The 16338-nt window shown below is 62.2% G+C and carries 19 protein-coding genes and 1 pseudogene; 8 read left to right on the top strand and 12 right to left on the bottom strand.

What is annotated here, in order from left to right; all coding sequences use genetic code 11:
* Positions 1 to 56 precede the first annotated feature (56 nt).
* The 5 genes from NKI10_RS19735 to NKI10_RS19715 all read right to left on the bottom strand — a co-directional run bounded on the left by NKI10_RS19735 (position 57) and on the right by NKI10_RS19715 (position 4727).
* Positions 57 to 1934 (bottom strand): ABC-F family ATP-binding cassette domain-containing protein, encoded by a 1878-nt coding sequence (locus NKI10_RS19735; protein ID WP_023689073.1) that lies wholly within the window; start codon positions 1932 to 1934, stop codon positions 57 to 59.
* A 137-nt stretch (positions 1935 to 2071) separates the two neighbouring features.
* Positions 2072 to 2518 carry a Ros/MucR family transcriptional regulator gene (locus NKI10_RS19730; protein WP_023670270.1) on the bottom strand — a complete coding sequence of 149 codons (447 nt, stop codon included), beginning with the start codon at positions 2516 to 2518 and terminating at the stop codon, positions 2072 to 2074.
* Between the two features lie 167 nt (positions 2519 to 2685).
* Entirely contained in the window at positions 2686 to 2919 is a 234-nt protein-coding gene (locus NKI10_RS19725; RefSeq protein ID WP_352626468.1) for a hypothetical protein, read from the bottom strand.
* Positions 2912 to 3880 carry a DMT family transporter gene (locus NKI10_RS19720; RefSeq protein ID WP_245262692.1) on the bottom strand — a complete coding sequence of 323 codons (969 nt, stop codon included), beginning with the start codon at positions 3878 to 3880 and terminating at the stop codon, positions 2912 to 2914. Before NKI10_RS19720 ends, NKI10_RS19725 begins: the two co-directional genes overlap by 8 nt.
* Before the next feature lie 13 nt (positions 3881 to 3893).
* A complete protein-coding gene (locus NKI10_RS19715; protein WP_352861544.1) occupies positions 3894 to 4727 on the bottom strand; it encodes a hypothetical protein in 834 nt (277 codons plus the stop codon).
* 111 nt (positions 4728 to 4838) lie between these two features.
* Between NKI10_RS19715 and NKI10_RS19710 the strand changes: the two genes are divergently transcribed.
* Positions 4839 to 5807, top strand: a complete 969-nt coding sequence (locus tag NKI10_RS19710) for a LysR substrate-binding domain-containing protein (protein ID WP_023670266.1) — start codon at positions 4839 to 4841, stop codon at positions 5805 to 5807.
* 237 nt (positions 5808 to 6044) lie between these two features.
* On the opposite strand, the gene NKI10_RS19705 is transcribed toward NKI10_RS19710, so the two are convergent.
* Positions 6045 to 6197 (bottom strand): hypothetical protein, encoded by a 153-nt coding sequence (locus tag NKI10_RS19705; protein WP_352518948.1) that lies wholly within the window; start codon positions 6195 to 6197, stop codon positions 6045 to 6047.
* A 136-nt stretch (positions 6198 to 6333) separates the two neighbouring features.
* On the opposite strand from NKI10_RS19705, the gene NKI10_RS19700 reads away from it, so the two are divergent.
* The 4 genes from NKI10_RS19700 (at position 6334) to NKI10_RS19685 (ending at position 9387) form a co-directional block, all read left to right on the top strand.
* The gene (locus tag NKI10_RS19700; protein WP_023701895.1) at positions 6334 to 6501 is read left to right on the top strand and encodes a hypothetical protein; all 168 of its coding nucleotides are present in this window, start codon (positions 6334 to 6336) and stop codon (positions 6499 to 6501) included.
* Positions 6502 to 6551: 50 nt separating this feature from the next.
* A complete protein-coding gene (locus NKI10_RS19695; RefSeq protein WP_352861541.1) occupies positions 6552 to 8633 on the top strand; it encodes an ATP-dependent helicase in 2082 nt (693 codons plus the stop codon).
* Positions 8634 to 8793: 160 nt separating this feature from the next.
* Complete coding sequence (locus NKI10_RS19690) at positions 8794 to 9096, top strand: DUF982 domain-containing protein (RefSeq protein ID WP_023670262.1); 303 nt, start codon at positions 8794 to 8796, stop codon at positions 9094 to 9096.
* A 162-nt stretch (positions 9097 to 9258) separates the two neighbouring features.
* A complete protein-coding gene (locus tag NKI10_RS19685) occupies positions 9259 to 9387 on the top strand; it encodes a hypothetical protein (protein WP_280790697.1) in 129 nt (42 codons plus the stop codon).
* 896 nt (positions 9388 to 10283) lie between these two features.
* On the opposite strand, the gene NKI10_RS19680 is transcribed toward NKI10_RS19685, so the two are convergent.
* From NKI10_RS19680 to NKI10_RS19670, 3 genes are all read right to left on the bottom strand, one after another.
* Positions 10284 to 11069 (bottom strand): GGDEF domain-containing protein, encoded by a 786-nt coding sequence (locus tag NKI10_RS19680; protein ID WP_023747891.1) that lies wholly within the window; start codon positions 11067 to 11069, stop codon positions 10284 to 10286.
* Between the two features lie 393 nt (positions 11070 to 11462).
* The gene (locus NKI10_RS19675; RefSeq protein WP_023743818.1) at positions 11463 to 12113 is read right to left on the bottom strand and encodes a hypothetical protein; all 651 of its coding nucleotides are present in this window, start codon (positions 12111 to 12113) and stop codon (positions 11463 to 11465) included.
* 480 nt (positions 12114 to 12593) lie between these two features.
* On the bottom strand, positions 12594 to 13106 hold the full coding sequence (locus NKI10_RS19670; protein WP_023747893.1) for a DinB family protein: 513 nt from the start codon (positions 13104 to 13106) through the stop codon (positions 12594 to 12596).
* Positions 13107 to 13175: 69 nt separating this feature from the next.
* Between NKI10_RS19670 and NKI10_RS30930 the strand changes: the two are divergent.
* Positions 13176 to 13262: pseudogene (locus NKI10_RS30930) on the top strand (glutathione S-transferase family protein); the annotation flags it as partial.
* A 142-nt stretch (positions 13263 to 13404) separates the two neighbouring features.
* Positions 13405 to 14040, top strand: a complete 636-nt coding sequence (bluB, locus tag NKI10_RS19665) for a 5,6-dimethylbenzimidazole synthase (protein WP_023747894.1) — start codon at positions 13405 to 13407, stop codon at positions 14038 to 14040.
* Between the two features lie 9 nt (positions 14041 to 14049).
* Here the strand turns inward: bluB and NKI10_RS19660 are convergent, their stop codons facing one another.
* Positions 14050 to 14274 (bottom strand): hypothetical protein, encoded by a 225-nt coding sequence (locus tag NKI10_RS19660; protein ID WP_023747895.1) that lies wholly within the window; start codon positions 14272 to 14274, stop codon positions 14050 to 14052.
* A gap of 263 nt (positions 14275 to 14537) precedes the next feature.
* On the opposite strand from NKI10_RS19660, the gene ndk reads away from it, so the two are divergent.
* Positions 14538 to 14960 (top strand): nucleoside-diphosphate kinase, encoded by a 423-nt coding sequence (gene ndk, locus NKI10_RS19655; protein WP_192259008.1) that lies wholly within the window; start codon positions 14538 to 14540, stop codon positions 14958 to 14960.
* Between the two features lie 65 nt (positions 14961 to 15025).
* Here the strand turns inward: ndk and NKI10_RS19650 are convergent, their stop codons facing one another.
* Entirely contained in the window at positions 15026 to 15793 is a 768-nt protein-coding gene (locus tag NKI10_RS19650; RefSeq protein ID WP_352861537.1) for a YbaY family lipoprotein, read from the bottom strand.
* Between the two features lie 70 nt (positions 15794 to 15863).
* On the bottom strand, positions 15864 to 16337 hold the full coding sequence (locus tag NKI10_RS19645; protein ID WP_023733882.1) for a molybdenum cofactor biosynthesis protein MoaE: 474 nt from the start codon (positions 16335 to 16337) through the stop codon (positions 15864 to 15866).
* Position 16338 lies beyond the last annotated feature (1 nt).

The raw sequence follows: 16338 nt of genomic DNA, 5'->3' as shown, positions 1-16338 counted from the left end.
GACCCCCGCCCCGCTCGGCTTTGCGGATCGACCCTCCCCACAAGGGGGAGGGTAAATCACTCCGCCGTGCCTTCCTCGTACTCGGCCGACATGGTCAGCCACTTTTCCTCGTGACCGGCAAGCTGCTGTGCCAGTTGCGAGCGCTCCTTGGCCAGCCGGGTCGCCGTCGATGGATCCTTCTCGTATACCGCCGGATTGGCGAGTTCATCCTCGATCAGGTCGATGCGCTTGCGGATGCGGTCCATCAGCGCTTCGGTGGCGCGGATTTCCTTTGCCAGCGGCTCGAAGGCGGCGCGGCGCGCCGCGGCATCGCGGCGGCGATCGGCCTTGGATGCCTTCTCGGCCTCGCGCTTGCCGCGTCGGTCGCCGGACACGCCGGTGACCAGCGTCTTGTAGTCCTCAAGGTCGCCGTCATACGGGTTGACCGCCCCGTCCTTGACCAGCCACAGCCGGTCGGCGGTCGCTTCCAGCAGATGGCGGTCATGCGAGATGAGGATGACGGCGCCGGGAAACTCGTTCAGCGCATGGATCAGGGACTCGCGGCTGTCGATGTCCAAATGGTTGGTCGGTTCGTCGAGGATGAACAAGTTTGGCCCCTCAAAGGCCGACAGGCCCATCAGCAGGCGCGCCTTCTCGCCGCCGGACAGGTCCTTGGCGGCGGTGTTCATCTTCTCAGTGGTGAGACCGAACTGGGCGACGCGGCCACGTACCTTGGATTCCGGCGCCTCCGGCATCAGCCGGCGGACATGCTCATAGGCGTTTTCATCAGGCCTGAGATCGTCGAGCTGATGCTGCGCGAAGATCGCCACCTTCAGGCCCGGCGCCACCGTCATGGTGCCGGTTTCCTGCTTCAGCCGGCCCGAGAGAAGCTTGGCGAAGGTCGACTTGCCGTTGCCGTTGGCGCCGAGCAGCGCGATGCGATCGTCGGCATCGATGCGCAACGTCATCTTCTTCAGGATCGGCTGGCCCTCGGTGTAGCCGACATTGACGTTGTTCAAGGCAATGATCGGCGACGCCACCGTTTTCACCGGTTCGGGGAAAGAGAACGGCCGCACCGTGTCGTTCACGATCGCGGCAATCGGCTTCATCTTCTCCAGCGCCTTGATGCGCGACTGCGCCTGTCTCGCCTTCGAAGCCTTGGCGCGGAAGCGTTCGACGAAGGACTCCATGTGTTTGCGCGCGGCTTCCTGCTTGACGCGGCCCTTCTCCTGCAATTCCTTCTGCTCGGTGTACTGGCGCTCGAACTGGTCGTAGCCGCCGCGCCAGAAGGTCAGCTTCTTCTGGTCGAGATGAACGATGGAATTGACGGCGCGGTTGAGCAGGTCGCGATCGTGCGAGATCAGAAGCACCGTGTGCGGATATTTCGACACGTAGTTTTCCAACCAAAGCGTGCCTTCGAGATCGAGATAGTTGGTCGGCTCGTCGAGCAGCAGAAGGTCGGGCTCGGCAAACAGCACCGCGGCGAGCGCCACACGCATGCGCCAGCCGCCGGAGAAGGACGAGGCCGGGCGGCGCTGCGCGGCGTCGTCGAAGCCAAGGCCAGCGAGGATGGTGGCCGCGCGAGATTCCGCCGAATGCGCATCGATATCCGCCAGCCGCATATGGATGTCGGCAATGCGGTGCGCGTCGGTGGCGGTCTTTTCCTCCTCGAGCAATGCGGTGCGCTCGAGGTCGGCCTTGAGCACGATTTCGATCAGCGGCTCCTCGGTGCCGGGCGCTTCCTGCGCCACCTGGCCGATGCGGGTGTTCTTGGGCAGGCTTATCGAGCCGGTCTCGGAGGGAAAGTCGCCGGTGATGGCCTTGAACAGCGTCGTCTTGCCGGTGCCGTTGCGGCCGACGAGGCCGGCCTTGGTGCCGGCCGGCAAGGTCAGCGAGGCATGATCGAGAAGCAAGCGTCCGGCCATGCGGAGCGAAAGATCGTTGATGATAAGCATGCCGGGGCTTTTGCACGGGAGGGCGGCGCTTCGCAAGGGCCTGGGCGCTGGCGGGGGCATAAGGCATGAAGACGGCGCGCCCAAAGCGCGCCGTCCATCACTGCTAACTGCAGACGGACTTTAAGAGGCTGCCTGGTTCAGGCTTTGGGTTTGCGCTTCGTCACCTTGGCCGCGGCAGCCGGAACGGCCGGCTTGCGGCCGAGGCCCGAGGACTTGGCCAGTGCCGAACGGGTCGCGGAGTAGTTCGGCGCCACCATCGGATAGTCCGACGGCAAGCCCCATTTGCCACGATATTCCTCCGGGCTGAGACCATGGTCGGTCATCAAGTGGCGCTTCAGCGACTTGAATTTCTTGCCGTCCTCAAGACAGACGATGTGATCGGGAAACACCGACCGCTTCGGATTGACAGCGGGGTTCAGCGCGGGGCTTTCCACGGCGGCAATGCTGCCCAGCTTGCGCACCGATGCGCTGACGCTGGCGATCAGATCCGGCAGGCCAGACGCAGGGAGAGGATTGTTGCCGACATAGGCCGAGACGATGTCAGCAGTCAGTTCAATAGCGGTCTTGCTGTCGATGGTGTGCAATTCTGTTTCTCCCGCCGGTCATGAAGTTGCCGGCTTTTTTTAAGACTTCTCTTGATGTATCGACCTAGCTGCACCCCCCAACGGGTCGCTAAAGTCTCAATAAACGATCAAGAATCGGAACAGGAGGATGTTTCCACAACAGGTTGCAACGTTGCAAATTAGAAAATCTAATACTTAGAAACGGCCCACTTCGCGCCAGCAGATTTCAACTGCACGGACGCCGCAGGTTTAGAGTCGGCCAGTATGTCCAGAATGCGCTTCCAGCGGGCGCACCGGCCGAAATCTTTTTGCTCTATCGCCTTTTCGGCCTTCATGGCGGCGTAGAGCGGCGCCTCGGCGCCGAACTCCTTGAGCAGCCAGAATGCTTCCTGTCTGGCGAGGCGTTCATCGTCGTCAAGCATGTTCAGCCTCCGAGCGTTCTATGCCCACCGCAATACAGCTGCCGATGACGAGGACCGCACCGGCTATCGCGGTCAGCGTCAGCCTTTCGCCCGAAAGTGTCAGCAGCAGCGTCGATGCGATCGGCGTCAGATAGGCGATGACCGCAACCTTGCCGCCGCCTTCAAGCTTCAAGGCGCGCGACCAGAAATAATATCCCAGCCCCATCGGGCCGGCGCCGAGATAGAGGCCAAGCAGGAGGTGCTCGCTGGATGGCCAGGCTGCGCCGTCGTGAATACACCACAGCAAGGTCAGGCCGACGCCGACCAATGCCGAAGGCAAAAGCAAACGCTCCGACGGTGTGGCCAGGCGGGCGACCGCAATCGAATAGAAGGCCATGCACAGCGCCGAGCCGAAGGCAGCGAGATAGCCGACGATGCTGCCCTGGAGAAAAGGCTGGCCGCGGCCACCCGAGATCACCAGCGCCACGCCGACAAAGCCGAGCACGGCAGTCAAACCCAGAAGCACGGGGCGTTGCCGCTTGCCCAGCACGATGACCGCCGCCGCGACCATCAGCGGCCAGGTGTAGGCGACGAGATTGGCCTCGATCACCGGCATGGACGCAAAGGCGATGTATTGCAGCACCATAGTGCCGACCAGGCCAATAAAGCCGACCGCGACCGGCGCCAGGGTGCCGTCAGCACCCTTGGAAAAGGCTGCGTCTTGCAGGCCCCTCTTCCGGCTCGCCAGATGGATGACGGCGAACACCAGAGCCGCTCCACAAAATTGCAGCAACTGCACCAGCGACACCGGATGGCTGGCCAGCAGCGATTTGCCGACCAGCGCGTTGGTCGACCACAGGGCGACCGCGCCGGCGGCGAAGACCAGGGCCGATGGCGAGCCCGATCCATCCCGGAATCGCCGAGACGGTGCCTTGTCATTATCGCCGACCATGATGTTACCGACGGCCAAACCGGCGTCCACTTCTATGCTCTGGCTACCAGGATTCCCTTGACCCGCCCGGGACCGGCGCATCGGCCGCCGCCGCAACCGGACGTTCTTCCTCGAAGCGACGATAGGCCGGCAACTGGTTCGTCCAGACGTCTTCGGCCAGTTCGTTGACCCATTCGCGATCGTGATCATTGTCGGCTGCGAGATAGAACATGCGATTGTCGTCGACGTAGGGCTTGGCCACAGAGCGCTGGTTGAGGACCAGCGTGACGCGCGAGCCGAGCTGGATCGGCGCGGTGCGGTGCAGGACGCCGAGAAACTGGCCGAGCGTGGCGTAGTTCATCTTGTGGTCGATGCGCATGACCTGGTTGCGCGGAATCTCGCGGCCGGATTCAAGGATGGCGCGGCCGGTCTCGGAATCGTCGCAGTAGATTTCGAGATGGCCGCCGACCAGCGGATTGCTGATCGACAGCGGAATGAGTTCGGTGACCGGGACACCGTCGCAATGCCAATCGACGGCGCCGTCCTTGGGATTCATGAAAGTGACGGTCGAGCCGACGATCGACAGCGGATAGGGCTCGAGCTTGGTGCCCATCATGTCGGACAGACGTTCCAGGCGCAGCTTGTCATGCAGCAACTCATTGATCTCCGGGATAAAACGGTCGGCGCCGGTGATGAAGGTAAGGTCGAGGTGCTTGTGCACGGCGTGGCTGGCCTTGAGCTTCAACGCCGCCTCTTCGATCGCCGCCAGCAGCGCCGGGTCGTAGCCATGCAGATACTGCGCAACGCCGAAACCCGACACTTTCCAGGCCGTCTCATGGCCGATAATGGCTTCTCGGCTCATCGCGTAGCGCAGTTCAGGTATGGTATGGGCGTTCATTCTACTTCTCCAGGATGGGGGCATCACTTGGTAAACTGTCGATTAATTTCCCCACCCCTGTAAAATTAGGAATGCTGGTGCTAGTGTAAGCCCAGCTTAAGGTCAAAACGCGTGCGTCTGCTCAGTCAGGTCAACCTCAATTCGCTGAAGATTGTCGAAAGTGCCGCCCGGCACCGTAACTTCACGCGCGCGGGCGAAGAGCAGTTTATTACTGCTTCCGCCGTCAGCCAGCGCGTCAAAAGCCTCGAGGAACAGCTGCGCTTCAAGATCTTCCAGCGCGGCGGCAATGCGGTGTCGCTGACACCCGAAGGCGAGACCTATGTGTCGCGCGTTCGCGAGGCGCTGGAGCGCATCGTGGCGGCCAGCATGGAGGCGACCGGACAGTCGCAGGCGCATGTGCTGAAGATTTCGGTGCTGCCGACGTTCGCGGCGCGCTGGCTGTTTGCCCGCCTGCCGCTGTTCCAGCGGCAATATCCCGAAATCGAAATGCGGGTCTCGACCTCCTACGCCACCAATGAGTTCGCCACCTCCGAGTTCGACCTCGAGATCCGCTATGGCGACGGCAGCTTTCCCGACCTCAAGGCGGACCTGCTGTTCAAGGAGGATTTGACGCCGGTGTGCAGCAGGAAGCTGTTCCACGAGGTTCTCGGCGATAGGCCGCCGTCAAAGGTGACGCCCGACGACCTCAGGCATTTCACGCTGCTGCATTCCGACACCTGCACGCAGAACTGGCAGTCGTGGCTGGGTTTTGCCGGCGCGAGTTCCGTGCTCGGCGAGACCAAGAGCATCTATTTCGATTCCTGCATGATGTCCTATGAGGCGGCCAATGCCGGCATGGGCTTTGCAGTCGCCAACCGCGCCTATATGGCGAGCGAGATCCGCGCAGAGCGGCTGGTGGCGCCGTTTGCCGTGCATCACCCCAACACCGCCGGCTGGTATTTCGTCTGCCCGGTCACCGCGCCCTACACGCGCAAGGTGGAATTGTTCAAGCAGTGGATCATGGCCGAGGCGGCGCTGACGCAGTGCCAGCTGGACGCCGGGATTGCCGGCGGCCCGGTGCTGCGCAAGGCCATTGCCTGAGGTCGGATTCTTTCCGCGGCCTTGCGGGATTTGTGGTCTTTTCTGCTGGTTTTGCGCAGACGGCACGAGCAGAACCGGCACGAAAACTGCCACCTCATGACGCAGGCGAGCGACTCAGCTATCTTCGGTTGTTGCGGCGGACCTGATATCCGCCTGGCCGGCGCTATCAGCTCACCTCCCAAGCGGCGCCGGCCTTCTTCTCCTGAAAGCCATTTCTCGTCTCCCGCCGGAAAACGATCATTGCGCCGGCTGATCGCCGCCGGCCGCCGGCTTTGGCGCCGAATCCGACTGCGGGGTTTGATCGAGCACAGGGGCTTTGGTTGGCTGGATGTCGCCGTCGCAGGCGGCGAGCGCCAAGCTGGCGGCCAACAGAATCAGAAGCCTCTTCATGGCGACCTCCTAGGTCTGCCCTCTCCTTCGTAAGGCAACGAGGTGGTTCGGCTTTGGTTGCACGCTCGCAAACGACGCCGCGTCGGCTGGAACCAAACGGCGGCTCTGAGGTTGGTTGCCCAAAGGAGATCGCGCCATGATCCGTCTGTTCATTACCGGCCTTTTCGCTTACGCGACCTATCGCATCGCCAAGGAGATCATCAAGGACGTGCCCGACAATTTCGATCCGTTGCCGGTGCCTGGCGACGAACGCGCCACCTTGCGGCGCCCGTCGGCGGCGACGGGTGTCGCGCCACGGCGATAAGGGCGACTTCGGCCCGTTGCGAACAAAGCGGAAACGATGCTTGATAGGCGATGACCATCGCCATCATTGATTCGTCCTTGCAGCCCGCCTATCTGGCGAAGCTCAACGCCGAGCAGCGGCTCGCCGTCGAACATGGCGACGGCCAGATCGCCGGGCCGCTGCTGGTGATCGCCGGCGCCGGCTCCGGCAAGACCAACACGCTCGCCCACCGGGTTGCGCATCTGATCGTCAAGGGGGCTGATCCCAGACGCATTCTGCTTATGACATTCTCGCGCCGCGCCGCCACCGAAATGGCCAGGCGGGTCGAACGCATCGCCGGCGAGGTCCTGGGCCGAGACGCGTCCGTCATCGCCGACGCGCTGGCCTGGGCCGGTACGTTTCACGGCATCGGCGCCAGGCTGCTGCGCGACTATGCGCTGACGATCGGCCTCGACCCGGCCTTTACCATTCACGACCGCGAGGATTCCGCCGACCTGATGAATCTTGCCCGGCATGAACTTGGATTCTCGAAGACCGAAAGCCGGTTTCCGACCAAGGGCACCTGCCTGGCGATCTATTCGCGCGCTGTCAACGCGCAGGCGCCGCTTGGCGAGGTGCTGGGTTCGGCCTTTCCGTGGTGTGCCGGCTGGGCCGAACAACTGAAGGCTCTGTTCGCCCGATATGTCGAGGCCAAGCAGGCGCAGAACGTGCTCGATTACGACGACCTCCTGCTCTACTGGGCGCAAATGGCCGCCGAGCCGGAGATCGCGGCGCATCTGGGCTCGCGTTTCGACCATGTGCTGGTCGACGAATACCAGGACACCAACCGGCTGCAGGCCTCGATCCTTTCGGCGCTGAAGCCGGACGGCGCCGGACTGACAGTGGTGGGCGACGACGCGCAGTCGATCTATTCGTTTCGCGCCGCGGAAGTGCGCAACATCCTCGATTTCCCGCAACAATTCGCGCGAGCCGCCGATGTCATCATGCTGGAGCGCAACTACCGCTCGACCGAGACCATTTTGGCGGCAGCCAATGCGGTCATCTCGGAGGCATCGGAGCGTTTCACCAAGAACCTCTGGTCGGAGCGCAAATCCTCGCAAAAACCGAAACTGGTCAGCGTGCGCGACGAGGCGGAGCAGGCGAACTATGTCTGCCAGGCCATCCTGGCCGAGCGCGAGGCCGGCACGGTGTTGAAATCGCAGGCGGTGCTGTTTCGCGCCTCGCACCACAGCGGCCCGCTGGAGATCGAACTGACGCGCCGCAACATCCCCTTCGTCAAGTTCGGCGGGCTGAAATTCCTCGACGCCGCCCATGTAAAGGATGTGCTTTCGGTGCTGCGTTTTGCCGAGAACCCGCGCGACCGCGTCGCCGGCTTCCGCGTGCTGCAGCTCTTGCCCGGCATCGGCCCTTCGGCGGCGAGCACCATCGTCGAGACCATGGCGACATCGCTCGACGAGGAAATGGGGCTGGCCCGCTACCGGCCGCCGCAACGCGCGGCTGAGGACTGGCCAGCCTTCGTTGCGCTTTATTCCGGCCTGCGCGCCCGGTCGGGGAAATGGCCGGCCGATCTCGAACAGGTCAGGCTGTGGTACGAGCCGCATCTTGAGCGCATCCACGAGGATGCGACGACGCGGCGAGCCGACCTCATGCAGCTCGAGCAGATCGGTTCCGGCTATGCTTCGCGCGAGCGCTTCCTGACCGAGCTGACGCTGGATCCACCGGATGCGACCAGCGACCAGGCCGGGCCGCCGCACCGCGACGAGGACTATCTGATCCTGTCGACCATTCATTCGGCCAAGGGCCAGGAATGGAAGAACGTCTTCGTGCTCAACACCGTCGATGGCTGCATCCCGGCCGATCTCGGCGTCGGCACCAAGGAAGACATCGAGGAGGAGCGCCGGCTGCTTTACGTCGCGATGACGCGGGCCAAGGACGGCCTGCATCTGGTGACGCCGCAGCGCTTCTTCACTCACGGCCAGGCAGCGCGCGGCGACCGCCACGTCTATGCCTCGCGAACCCGTTTCATCCCGGCCTCGATCCTCGGCGCCTTCGAGCAGACCTCTTGGGCGAGCGTCCACGCAAAGGACGATCCGCGCCACAGACCTGAAGTCCGCGTCGACCTCGGCGCCCGCATGCGCGGCATGTGGAAATAGCCGCAACCGCGGATGCCGGCCGGGGAGTGACCTCAAGAAGCAAATCGGCCTGTCATGGCATCTCTCAGGGAACCTCGGGCCGCCAGCCGCGTTTTCTGGCGTCCAACCCGCGATCGGAGAGCGGCGACCGCCGCCTTTCCGCCCATCCAGAGAGGCCAGAATGCACGATGCGATGTTCTTCACCCCGGTTGCCGTTAGCGTTGGCGCCGGCCACAAACGCATGCTCGCCTCGCTGTTCGAGATGCATGATTTCCTGACCGAATTTCCGCCGTCACGCCGGCGCCTGAGCTATGGCGCGGCGGTGAGGGCCTGCGAGGCGGCACGCGCCGGCGAAATCTCGACCGAGGCCGCACGCGATGCCCTGATCACCTTTGCAGTCACGGCAGGCATCCTCTGGCCCGCGGTCCAGCCGGCCGTCTCGGTCAAGCCGGTCGCACACGGTTATGGCGGCTACGCCGTCTGAGACGGCCGGGACCAGGCCTACCCAGCAAAAAGATCACTCGGACTTGCCGGCAGACGTCGAACGACAAACACGTCTTGGTGATCCCACCAAGCGTCCACTTCATCTTGGAGTAACTCGGCATTGGAAGCGTCTTGAGATAGTTTGATCACGAACCCAAGATCCATGGCCCATGCCGTATTTCTCAACCGCGATGTCGGCCTGTTCACTGTTCAAATGCAAACCGAAAGCCAAATTCACTCGGTGGCGTCTCCATTTGAAGAAAAGGCAGGGTTCGCGAGCCGTGAGTTGTGAAATCGGAATGCCACCAGGCCGCACAAAGCTGAACAGACGAACCAGCCATCGCGACCAGTTGTTATCGGCATGTGGAAAAGAATGAAAGCGCAAAGACTGCATCATAGAGCCGGCCAAAAACTGCCTCCTCCGGTATCGATCGCGACTAAATGGCTTTAACCTTGAATTCGTTCGCCAGGAAAGAAATCGCTTGTGGATCATCGGAACTGACGAGATCGATGTCTTCATCCTTTACAAGGTGCCGCGTCACGCATCCATACCTTGAGGCGAACTCGAGGAGTGAAAAAGGCCCCCGGCCTAGATGCCGTGTTAAAATTCCTTTGAGTTTTTGCATTGCTTGCCCATTTCTGAGATATTAACTGGCCTTTGAGACGTCAGACACAAATCCATTATGGCTGATCAGGAATTGAATATATCATGATCTTGATGAAAGGATGGAACAACGGAAACTCTACGGATTATTTGTTCTCTAAGTAATTGTCGTTCCAACAGTTTAGGCCGACTTCTGGATCACTGACTCATCCGATCTATGAGCAGTGGATAACGGTACAAGCCGCCGAGGCGGGTACCACGCGCGATAGCGAGCGACGCTGCAGCCACCGTTTCGCCATCGGGTTGATCCACACCTCGAAGCAGAAATGGACGGCCAACCCGCAAGCAGCGGCGGACGCAGCAAGCGAGGACTATTTTAGGTACATCTGAAGGCATCATATCGATGCGGCAGGCCAACGGATCGCAGCGCCACCATTAGACCGAAACACTTGCGTTAAGGAACGAGGCCTGCTGCAGTCGACACCATGGAAGCTGACGGCGCCGCTGCGTGTTCCAGGTCGCATTGCCGCGATCCGTTTGAAAAGCGCCTGCGCCCGACCGGAGCCTCGCCTGGCGCCCGCATTTCAATGCAACGTCGGATCACCGGCCAGCAGGGCGCGCGGCCCGGTCGTTTCGAAACTGACCTGGTCGCGGCCGTTGGACTTGGCCTTGTAGAGGTGCCGGTCGGCCGTCAGGAACATGTCGGCATAGGTGGTGGGTCCGCTGAAGGCGACGCCACCGATGCTCACCGAGAGCGGACAGGGCCGTCCATCCGGGGCAAACTCGACCTCGCGGATGCGCCGCCGGATCCCCTCGGCAACCAGCCAGGACTGCGACGGGTCGGCGCCAGGCAGGAAGATGGCGAACTCCTCGCCGCCGATGCGCCCGACGATGTCGGCGCCGCGCAACTGGGCCTTGATCGTCTGCGCAATCAGCTTGAGCGCCTGATCGCCGCAATCGTGGCCCAATCGATCGTTGATGGTCTTGAAATGATCGGCGTCGACGATCAGCAGGGCGCCGGCATCGACGACGGCCTGGCTGCGCGCCTGTTCGAGATAGGCCTCGACCAGCATCGAAAACGCGCCGCGGTTGAACACCGCGGTCAGGCTGTCGGTCGCCGCGACGATGCTCAGATTCTTCTGGGCGATCGCCAGCTGGCGCATCTTGTACATCAGGAAAGAGAAGAACGATCCACCCAGCAAGAGCGGCAGCAACAGGTCGGTGAGCTGCGCCCAGCGCAACGCTTCGGGCGACAGCGACGGAAAATTGTAGGAATCGACAAGGAAGGCCGCCGCGATACAGATCGCCGTGCCGACAACCGTGACTGCTATGACCCTGCCCAAGCTCGTGGGCGAAAGATCGACCCGCATGCCATTTCTCCCACTGTGTTCGCCATTTTGCAGCGGGAACACAAATGAAACCCTAAAATCTTACCTGCAATTCGAATGTGGTTAACCAGATCAATGCCAGCAAAAGCGCTAGCGACTTTCCCGGGAAAAGTGCGCAGCGCTTTCCCTGAGAATTGCCAAGACAAAGGGATAGCGCGTTTCACCGTTTCCGTTAAACGATAAAACGCTCCGGCAATCGAAAGGCGCGATCGGTTGCCTTGTGAGTGGCGACAAAAAGCCCGCCACTTGCGCGGCGGGCTTTCCGACTGGCCGGAGGCTTCTCGTCAGCGCATGTCCCTCGGGAAGTCTGGGCCATGCGGTAGGAGAGTGCCGTAAAGCCTCACGGCTGGCTCGACACTCCCGGCGAAACCTGTCTCAGCGACGCGAGATCATAAGGCATAGCTGCCGCAGATCGCTGTCGTAGGTGCCCTCGCTGGCGAGCACATCGACGCAGCGCTTCTTCATACGTGTCAGCTGGCTGTTCGACATGCTGGCGACGACACCGGGTGTCCCAGGGGTGCCTGGTGTTCCAGGAGTTCCTGGAGTGCCGGGGGTACCGGGCGTGCCCGGCGTTCCGCCAATGCCGACGCCGACACCGACGTTGATGCCGCTGCCGACGTTGACGCCGACACCGGCCTTGATACCTCCGCTGCCGCCGACCGTGGCCCCAACACCGGCCTTGATGCCACCGGCTCCGCCGACCGTCGCGCCAGCGCCGGCCTTGATGCCGCTGCTACCGCCGACTGAGGCGCCGAGGCCCGCAGTAACGCCGCTATTGCCGCCGACCGTTGCGCCAGCACCCGCCTTGATACCGCCGCTGCCGCCGACCGAGGCGCCGGCACCGGCCTTGACCCCGCCGCTTCCGCCGATCGAAGCGCCAACACCTGCATTGATGCCGCCAGCACCGCCGATAGATGCGCCGACACCGACGCCAATTCCGCCTCCTGCATTCGCGGGAGCGGCAAAAATAACGATAATTGCACCCGCCGCCAGTGCTCTAGCGATTTTCTGAGTGATATTAACCATGACACTCTCCTTGTTGCCGTTCTGCTTTGTGCATTGCAACATGTCAGCAAACCAAAGCAGACATATGCTTATGCACTCACAGCTACGCACGAGTCTTCCTTATAGTTTCTTTATTTTTTTCGACATAGGCCGTTGTAGTTCTCAATCAGTGTACTCGGTTTCTAAAAAAAAATATGTTTTTGCTTCAATATTTAAACTTTGTTGAATTTATTAAATAGAAACTCTACTGAAAAATGGAGCAGGTTGTAGCGGCCGGCCGAGCAAGGGGCGGCGCCAAAGGGCGGCACAAGCCACCTGGCAGCGTCGTGCAACCACGGGCTTCAAAAACCCGGCTTGGGATTCAGGCTGGAGGTTGAGGCTTTGGCGCTGTCCGTCGCGTCCAGAGGCGGTTCACTGGTATCGGCGGCCAGGTCGCAGATGGTACAAAGCACCGAGGGATGTCGCGTCCGGCGTCTTCAAACGCAAACCGCGGTCAAGAAATCAGGCGTAGGCGCGGCCTTCGTCGGTGCGTTGGAAAAACGCCAGGTCGAGCTGCACCGAAGGCCGGCCGAGAATGGTCAGGATGGCGTGCGCCTGGCCGCGGTGATGGGTCTGGTGATTGAAGACGTGGCCCAGCGCCGGCGCCAGTCTTTGCGAGACGGTGCGCATGTCGGAAACGGTCATGTAGGAAAAGCGGCCGGACAAGGCCTTGTCGCTCAAGGCGCCCACCCAGTCGGCGATCCGCCTGTCCTCGGCCTCACGCGCCAGCCTGAGGCCAGGCAGCGCCCGGTGCAGGATGGCGTCGAGCTTCGTCGGCGCGTCACCCTCGCCGGTGAAGCGTTTCATCCAGATGCGGTCGGTGGCGAGCAGATGATTGAGCGTGCCCATCATGGAGCCGAAGAAGGCACCGACATTGCGGTTGAACTCTTCCTCGTCGAGCTCGGTCACGGCATCGTAGATGCGGCCATTGGCCCATTGATTGTAGGCCGCGAACATCATGAAATGCTGTTTCATCTTTTTTCCCGCCGACGAGTTCCGCTTCAGCCGCAGGCGACTAATTAGACCGCGAGGGCGCAGCCGCCAATGACCATTCTGTTCCATGAACTCGTCGGACACGACGCGACCCGTCCGTTCAGCCCGCATTGCTGGAAGGAGGCGGCGGCAGCAGCTTAGGGAATAGGCAGTAGGCAATAGGGTCCGAGCGCTGTACTGCCTACTGCCTACTGCCTACTGCCTACTGCCTACTGCCTACTGCCTACTGCCTACTGCCTACTGCCTACTGCCTATTCCCCACACAAGTCTCCTGATCGCCATGCCACCACCCCCCGATTTCACCGATGATTTTCGCGCCGGGCTGGTCACGCTGCTGCGCTGGCGCCGGGATGTGCGGCGGTTCGAGCGGACGGCTTTGCCCGAGGGTACGCTGGAGCGGCTGCTGGAGCTTGCCAGCATCGCGCCGTCCGTCGGTCTCAGCCAGCCGTGGCGCTTCGTGGTGGTCGACAGCGCCGAGCGGCGGGGCGCGGTGAGAGACTGTTTCGAGCGCTGCAATGCCGAGGCGCTGGCATGCTTTTCGGGCGAGCGCGCCGCTCTCTATGCCCGGCTGAAGCTCGCCGGTCTCAATGAAGCGCCCTGCCAGTTCGCGGTTTTCGCCGACCGCACGACGCAACAGGGCCATGGGCTCGGCCGCATGACGATGCCGGCAACCATCGACTATTCGGCCGTCATGGCGGTGCACACATTGTGGCTGGCGGCGCGGGCGGAAGGCATCGGCATGGGCTGGGTGTCGATCCTCGACGCCGCCGAGATGGCCGCAATCCTGGACACCCCGCCTGAGTGGACGCTGATCGGCTATTTCTGCCTCGGCTATGCCAGCGAGGAGCATGATCTGCCGACGCTGGAACGCGAGGGCTGGGAGCAGCGGCGGCAGCCGGTGGTGATCAGGCGGTAAGGCTGCCCATCACTTCGTCTCTTCTTTGCCGACCAGCTTGACGCAGATCGGGTCGCCCTTCGGCATCGGCGTGCATTGCCATTCGGGGCCGAAGCCGAAGTTCGTATCTGTGCGGCGACCCAGAAAGAGCAGCAGAACAAGGCCCACGGCAGCAAAAATGCCGATAACCAATAGGCTCCCTTTTATGTCGCCCGGCCTGAGGTGGTGGTAGGGCCAGCGCGTCCCGTCAAACATGGTCCGATGTCTTTCCGTTCCGCTGATTTCCCTTCGAAACCGTGCGTGCCTGCGCAATCGCCATTTTCCCGCAAAGCCTTGCCTTTGACCAGAGCGTTGCGAACAGCCATGCGGGCGGTCGCGGCCGAATAACGCTGCCGGGGCGCGTCCCCTTGGCAATGGGCCGGGCGGCTTGTATAGAGCCCGCCACTCCCAATTCCACTCTTCATCACCCAATTCCTCTCTTCATCACCCAATTCCTCTCTTCATCACAAGGATGACCAATGGCGATCGAACGCACCTTTTCCATGATCAAGCCGGACGCGACCCGGCGCAATCTTACCGGCGCCATCACCAGGATGCTGGAAGAGGCCGGCCTGCGCGTCATTGCCTCACGTCGGGTATGGATGAGCCGCCGCGAGGCCGAAGGCTTTTACGCCGTCCACAAGGATCGTCCGTTCTTCGGCGAACTGGTGGAATTCATGTCGTCGGCGCCGACCATCGTGCAGGTTCTGGAAGGCGAGAACGCCATCGCCAGGAACCGCGAAGTGATGGGCGCCACCAATCCAGCCAACGCCGCCGAAGGCACCATCCGCAAGGTGCACGCGCTGTCGATCGGCGAGAATTCCGTGCACGGCTCCGACGCGCCGGAAACCGCCGCCCAGGAGATCAAGTACTGGTTCTCGGACACCGAGATCGTCGGCTGAGCCGACCATCAGCTTTGAATCGAAAAGGCCGGCTCATTGCCGGCCTTTTTCGTTGCTGCCCGTGATCAACTCGCTGCGTTGAATCGCAAAATGTCGCGGCCGTCTTTGTCGGCGATGATCAGCTTGCCGCCATCGACACGGTATGACGCCGCCTTGGCGAGCGCCTCGAACATGGCCTTTTCCTCGGCCATGATCTCCGGCGCGCAGGCCTTGTAGGTCGAGCCGATGTCGCTGATGACGATGGTCTCGCCATCGACCTTGGCGGTGGCGAAATAGGCGTTGCACGAGCCGCTGCCGCCCGCCTTGCCGGCTTCGCTGACCCGGAACGTCGCCTGCGGCTCCGAAATCACGCCGATACCGTCGATATATTCGACTAGCCAGCTCTGGCCGAACAGCGAGGCCGAGGTCGGCTTGTCGCTCGGCGCCACCATTTTCAGCACAATGGCCTGCGGCGCCTCGCTGAGCGGATCGACCTGATAGCGCGAGTCCGTGACGAACAGCAGCTTGTCGTCGGCGGTGATGCGCGCCTGCAGCGCATAGGTCATGTTGGGCCGGATCACCGTTGGATCGAAGCTGATCTCGAACTTGATCGGCACCTGGCCGGCCGGCGCTACCTTGCGCTCGCCGACAATGGCGGCCGGCGCATCGGCCAGCGATACATCGGCAAGTTGAACCGACAGCACGGCGTTGGGCGGCAGCGCGATGCGCTCGCGATACATCACCTCGCCCTTCAGGGTTTTCTCGGCGGCGACGGAAGGCTCGGGAACGGCCAGAACGCCGATAACCAGCGGCACAAAACCGAAGACGAAGAATTCGGCGATCCTGTCCAGCATGCCCTTGCTCCCTTTTTGGCCGATGCGATTTGGCCAAGGGAATGCGGTCAATACATGGCTGCGCCGAGATTTATTCGGGCCGCGCCTTCCAGCGCGCCGCAGCCTGGTCGTCGGCGTCCTTGGCCTCGACCCAGCCGCCATCGGTGCCGTCCACGCGGTGCTCCTTCTTCCAGAAGGGTGCACGCGATTTCAGGAAATCCATCAGGAAATTGGCCGCTTCGAACGCCGCCTGCCGGTGCGAGGACGCTGCCACCACCAGCACGATGTTTTCGCCCGGTGCGATCTTGCCGTGGCGATGGATGACGGTCAGCCCTTGCAGCGGCCAGCGCTGAAGCGCCTCGCGGGCGATGCGGGTGATTTCGGCCTCGGCCATGCCGGGATAGTGCTCGAGTTCCAGGGCCGACAGCTGGCCCTGCTCGTCGCGGCAAAGTCCTGAGAAGGACACTACAGCGCCGATGTCGGCGCGACCCTCGGTCAGTTTCGCGATCTCGGCGGCAACGTCGAAATCGTCGCGCTGGATGCGCACCGTCGGCGCGCCGGACATG

The sequence above is a fragment of the Mesorhizobium sp. M0802 genome, from assembly GCF_040320115.1.
Taxonomy (GTDB): domain Bacteria; phylum Pseudomonadota; class Alphaproteobacteria; order Rhizobiales; family Rhizobiaceae; genus Mesorhizobium.
This window is presented reverse-complemented; position numbering and strand designations above follow the sequence as displayed.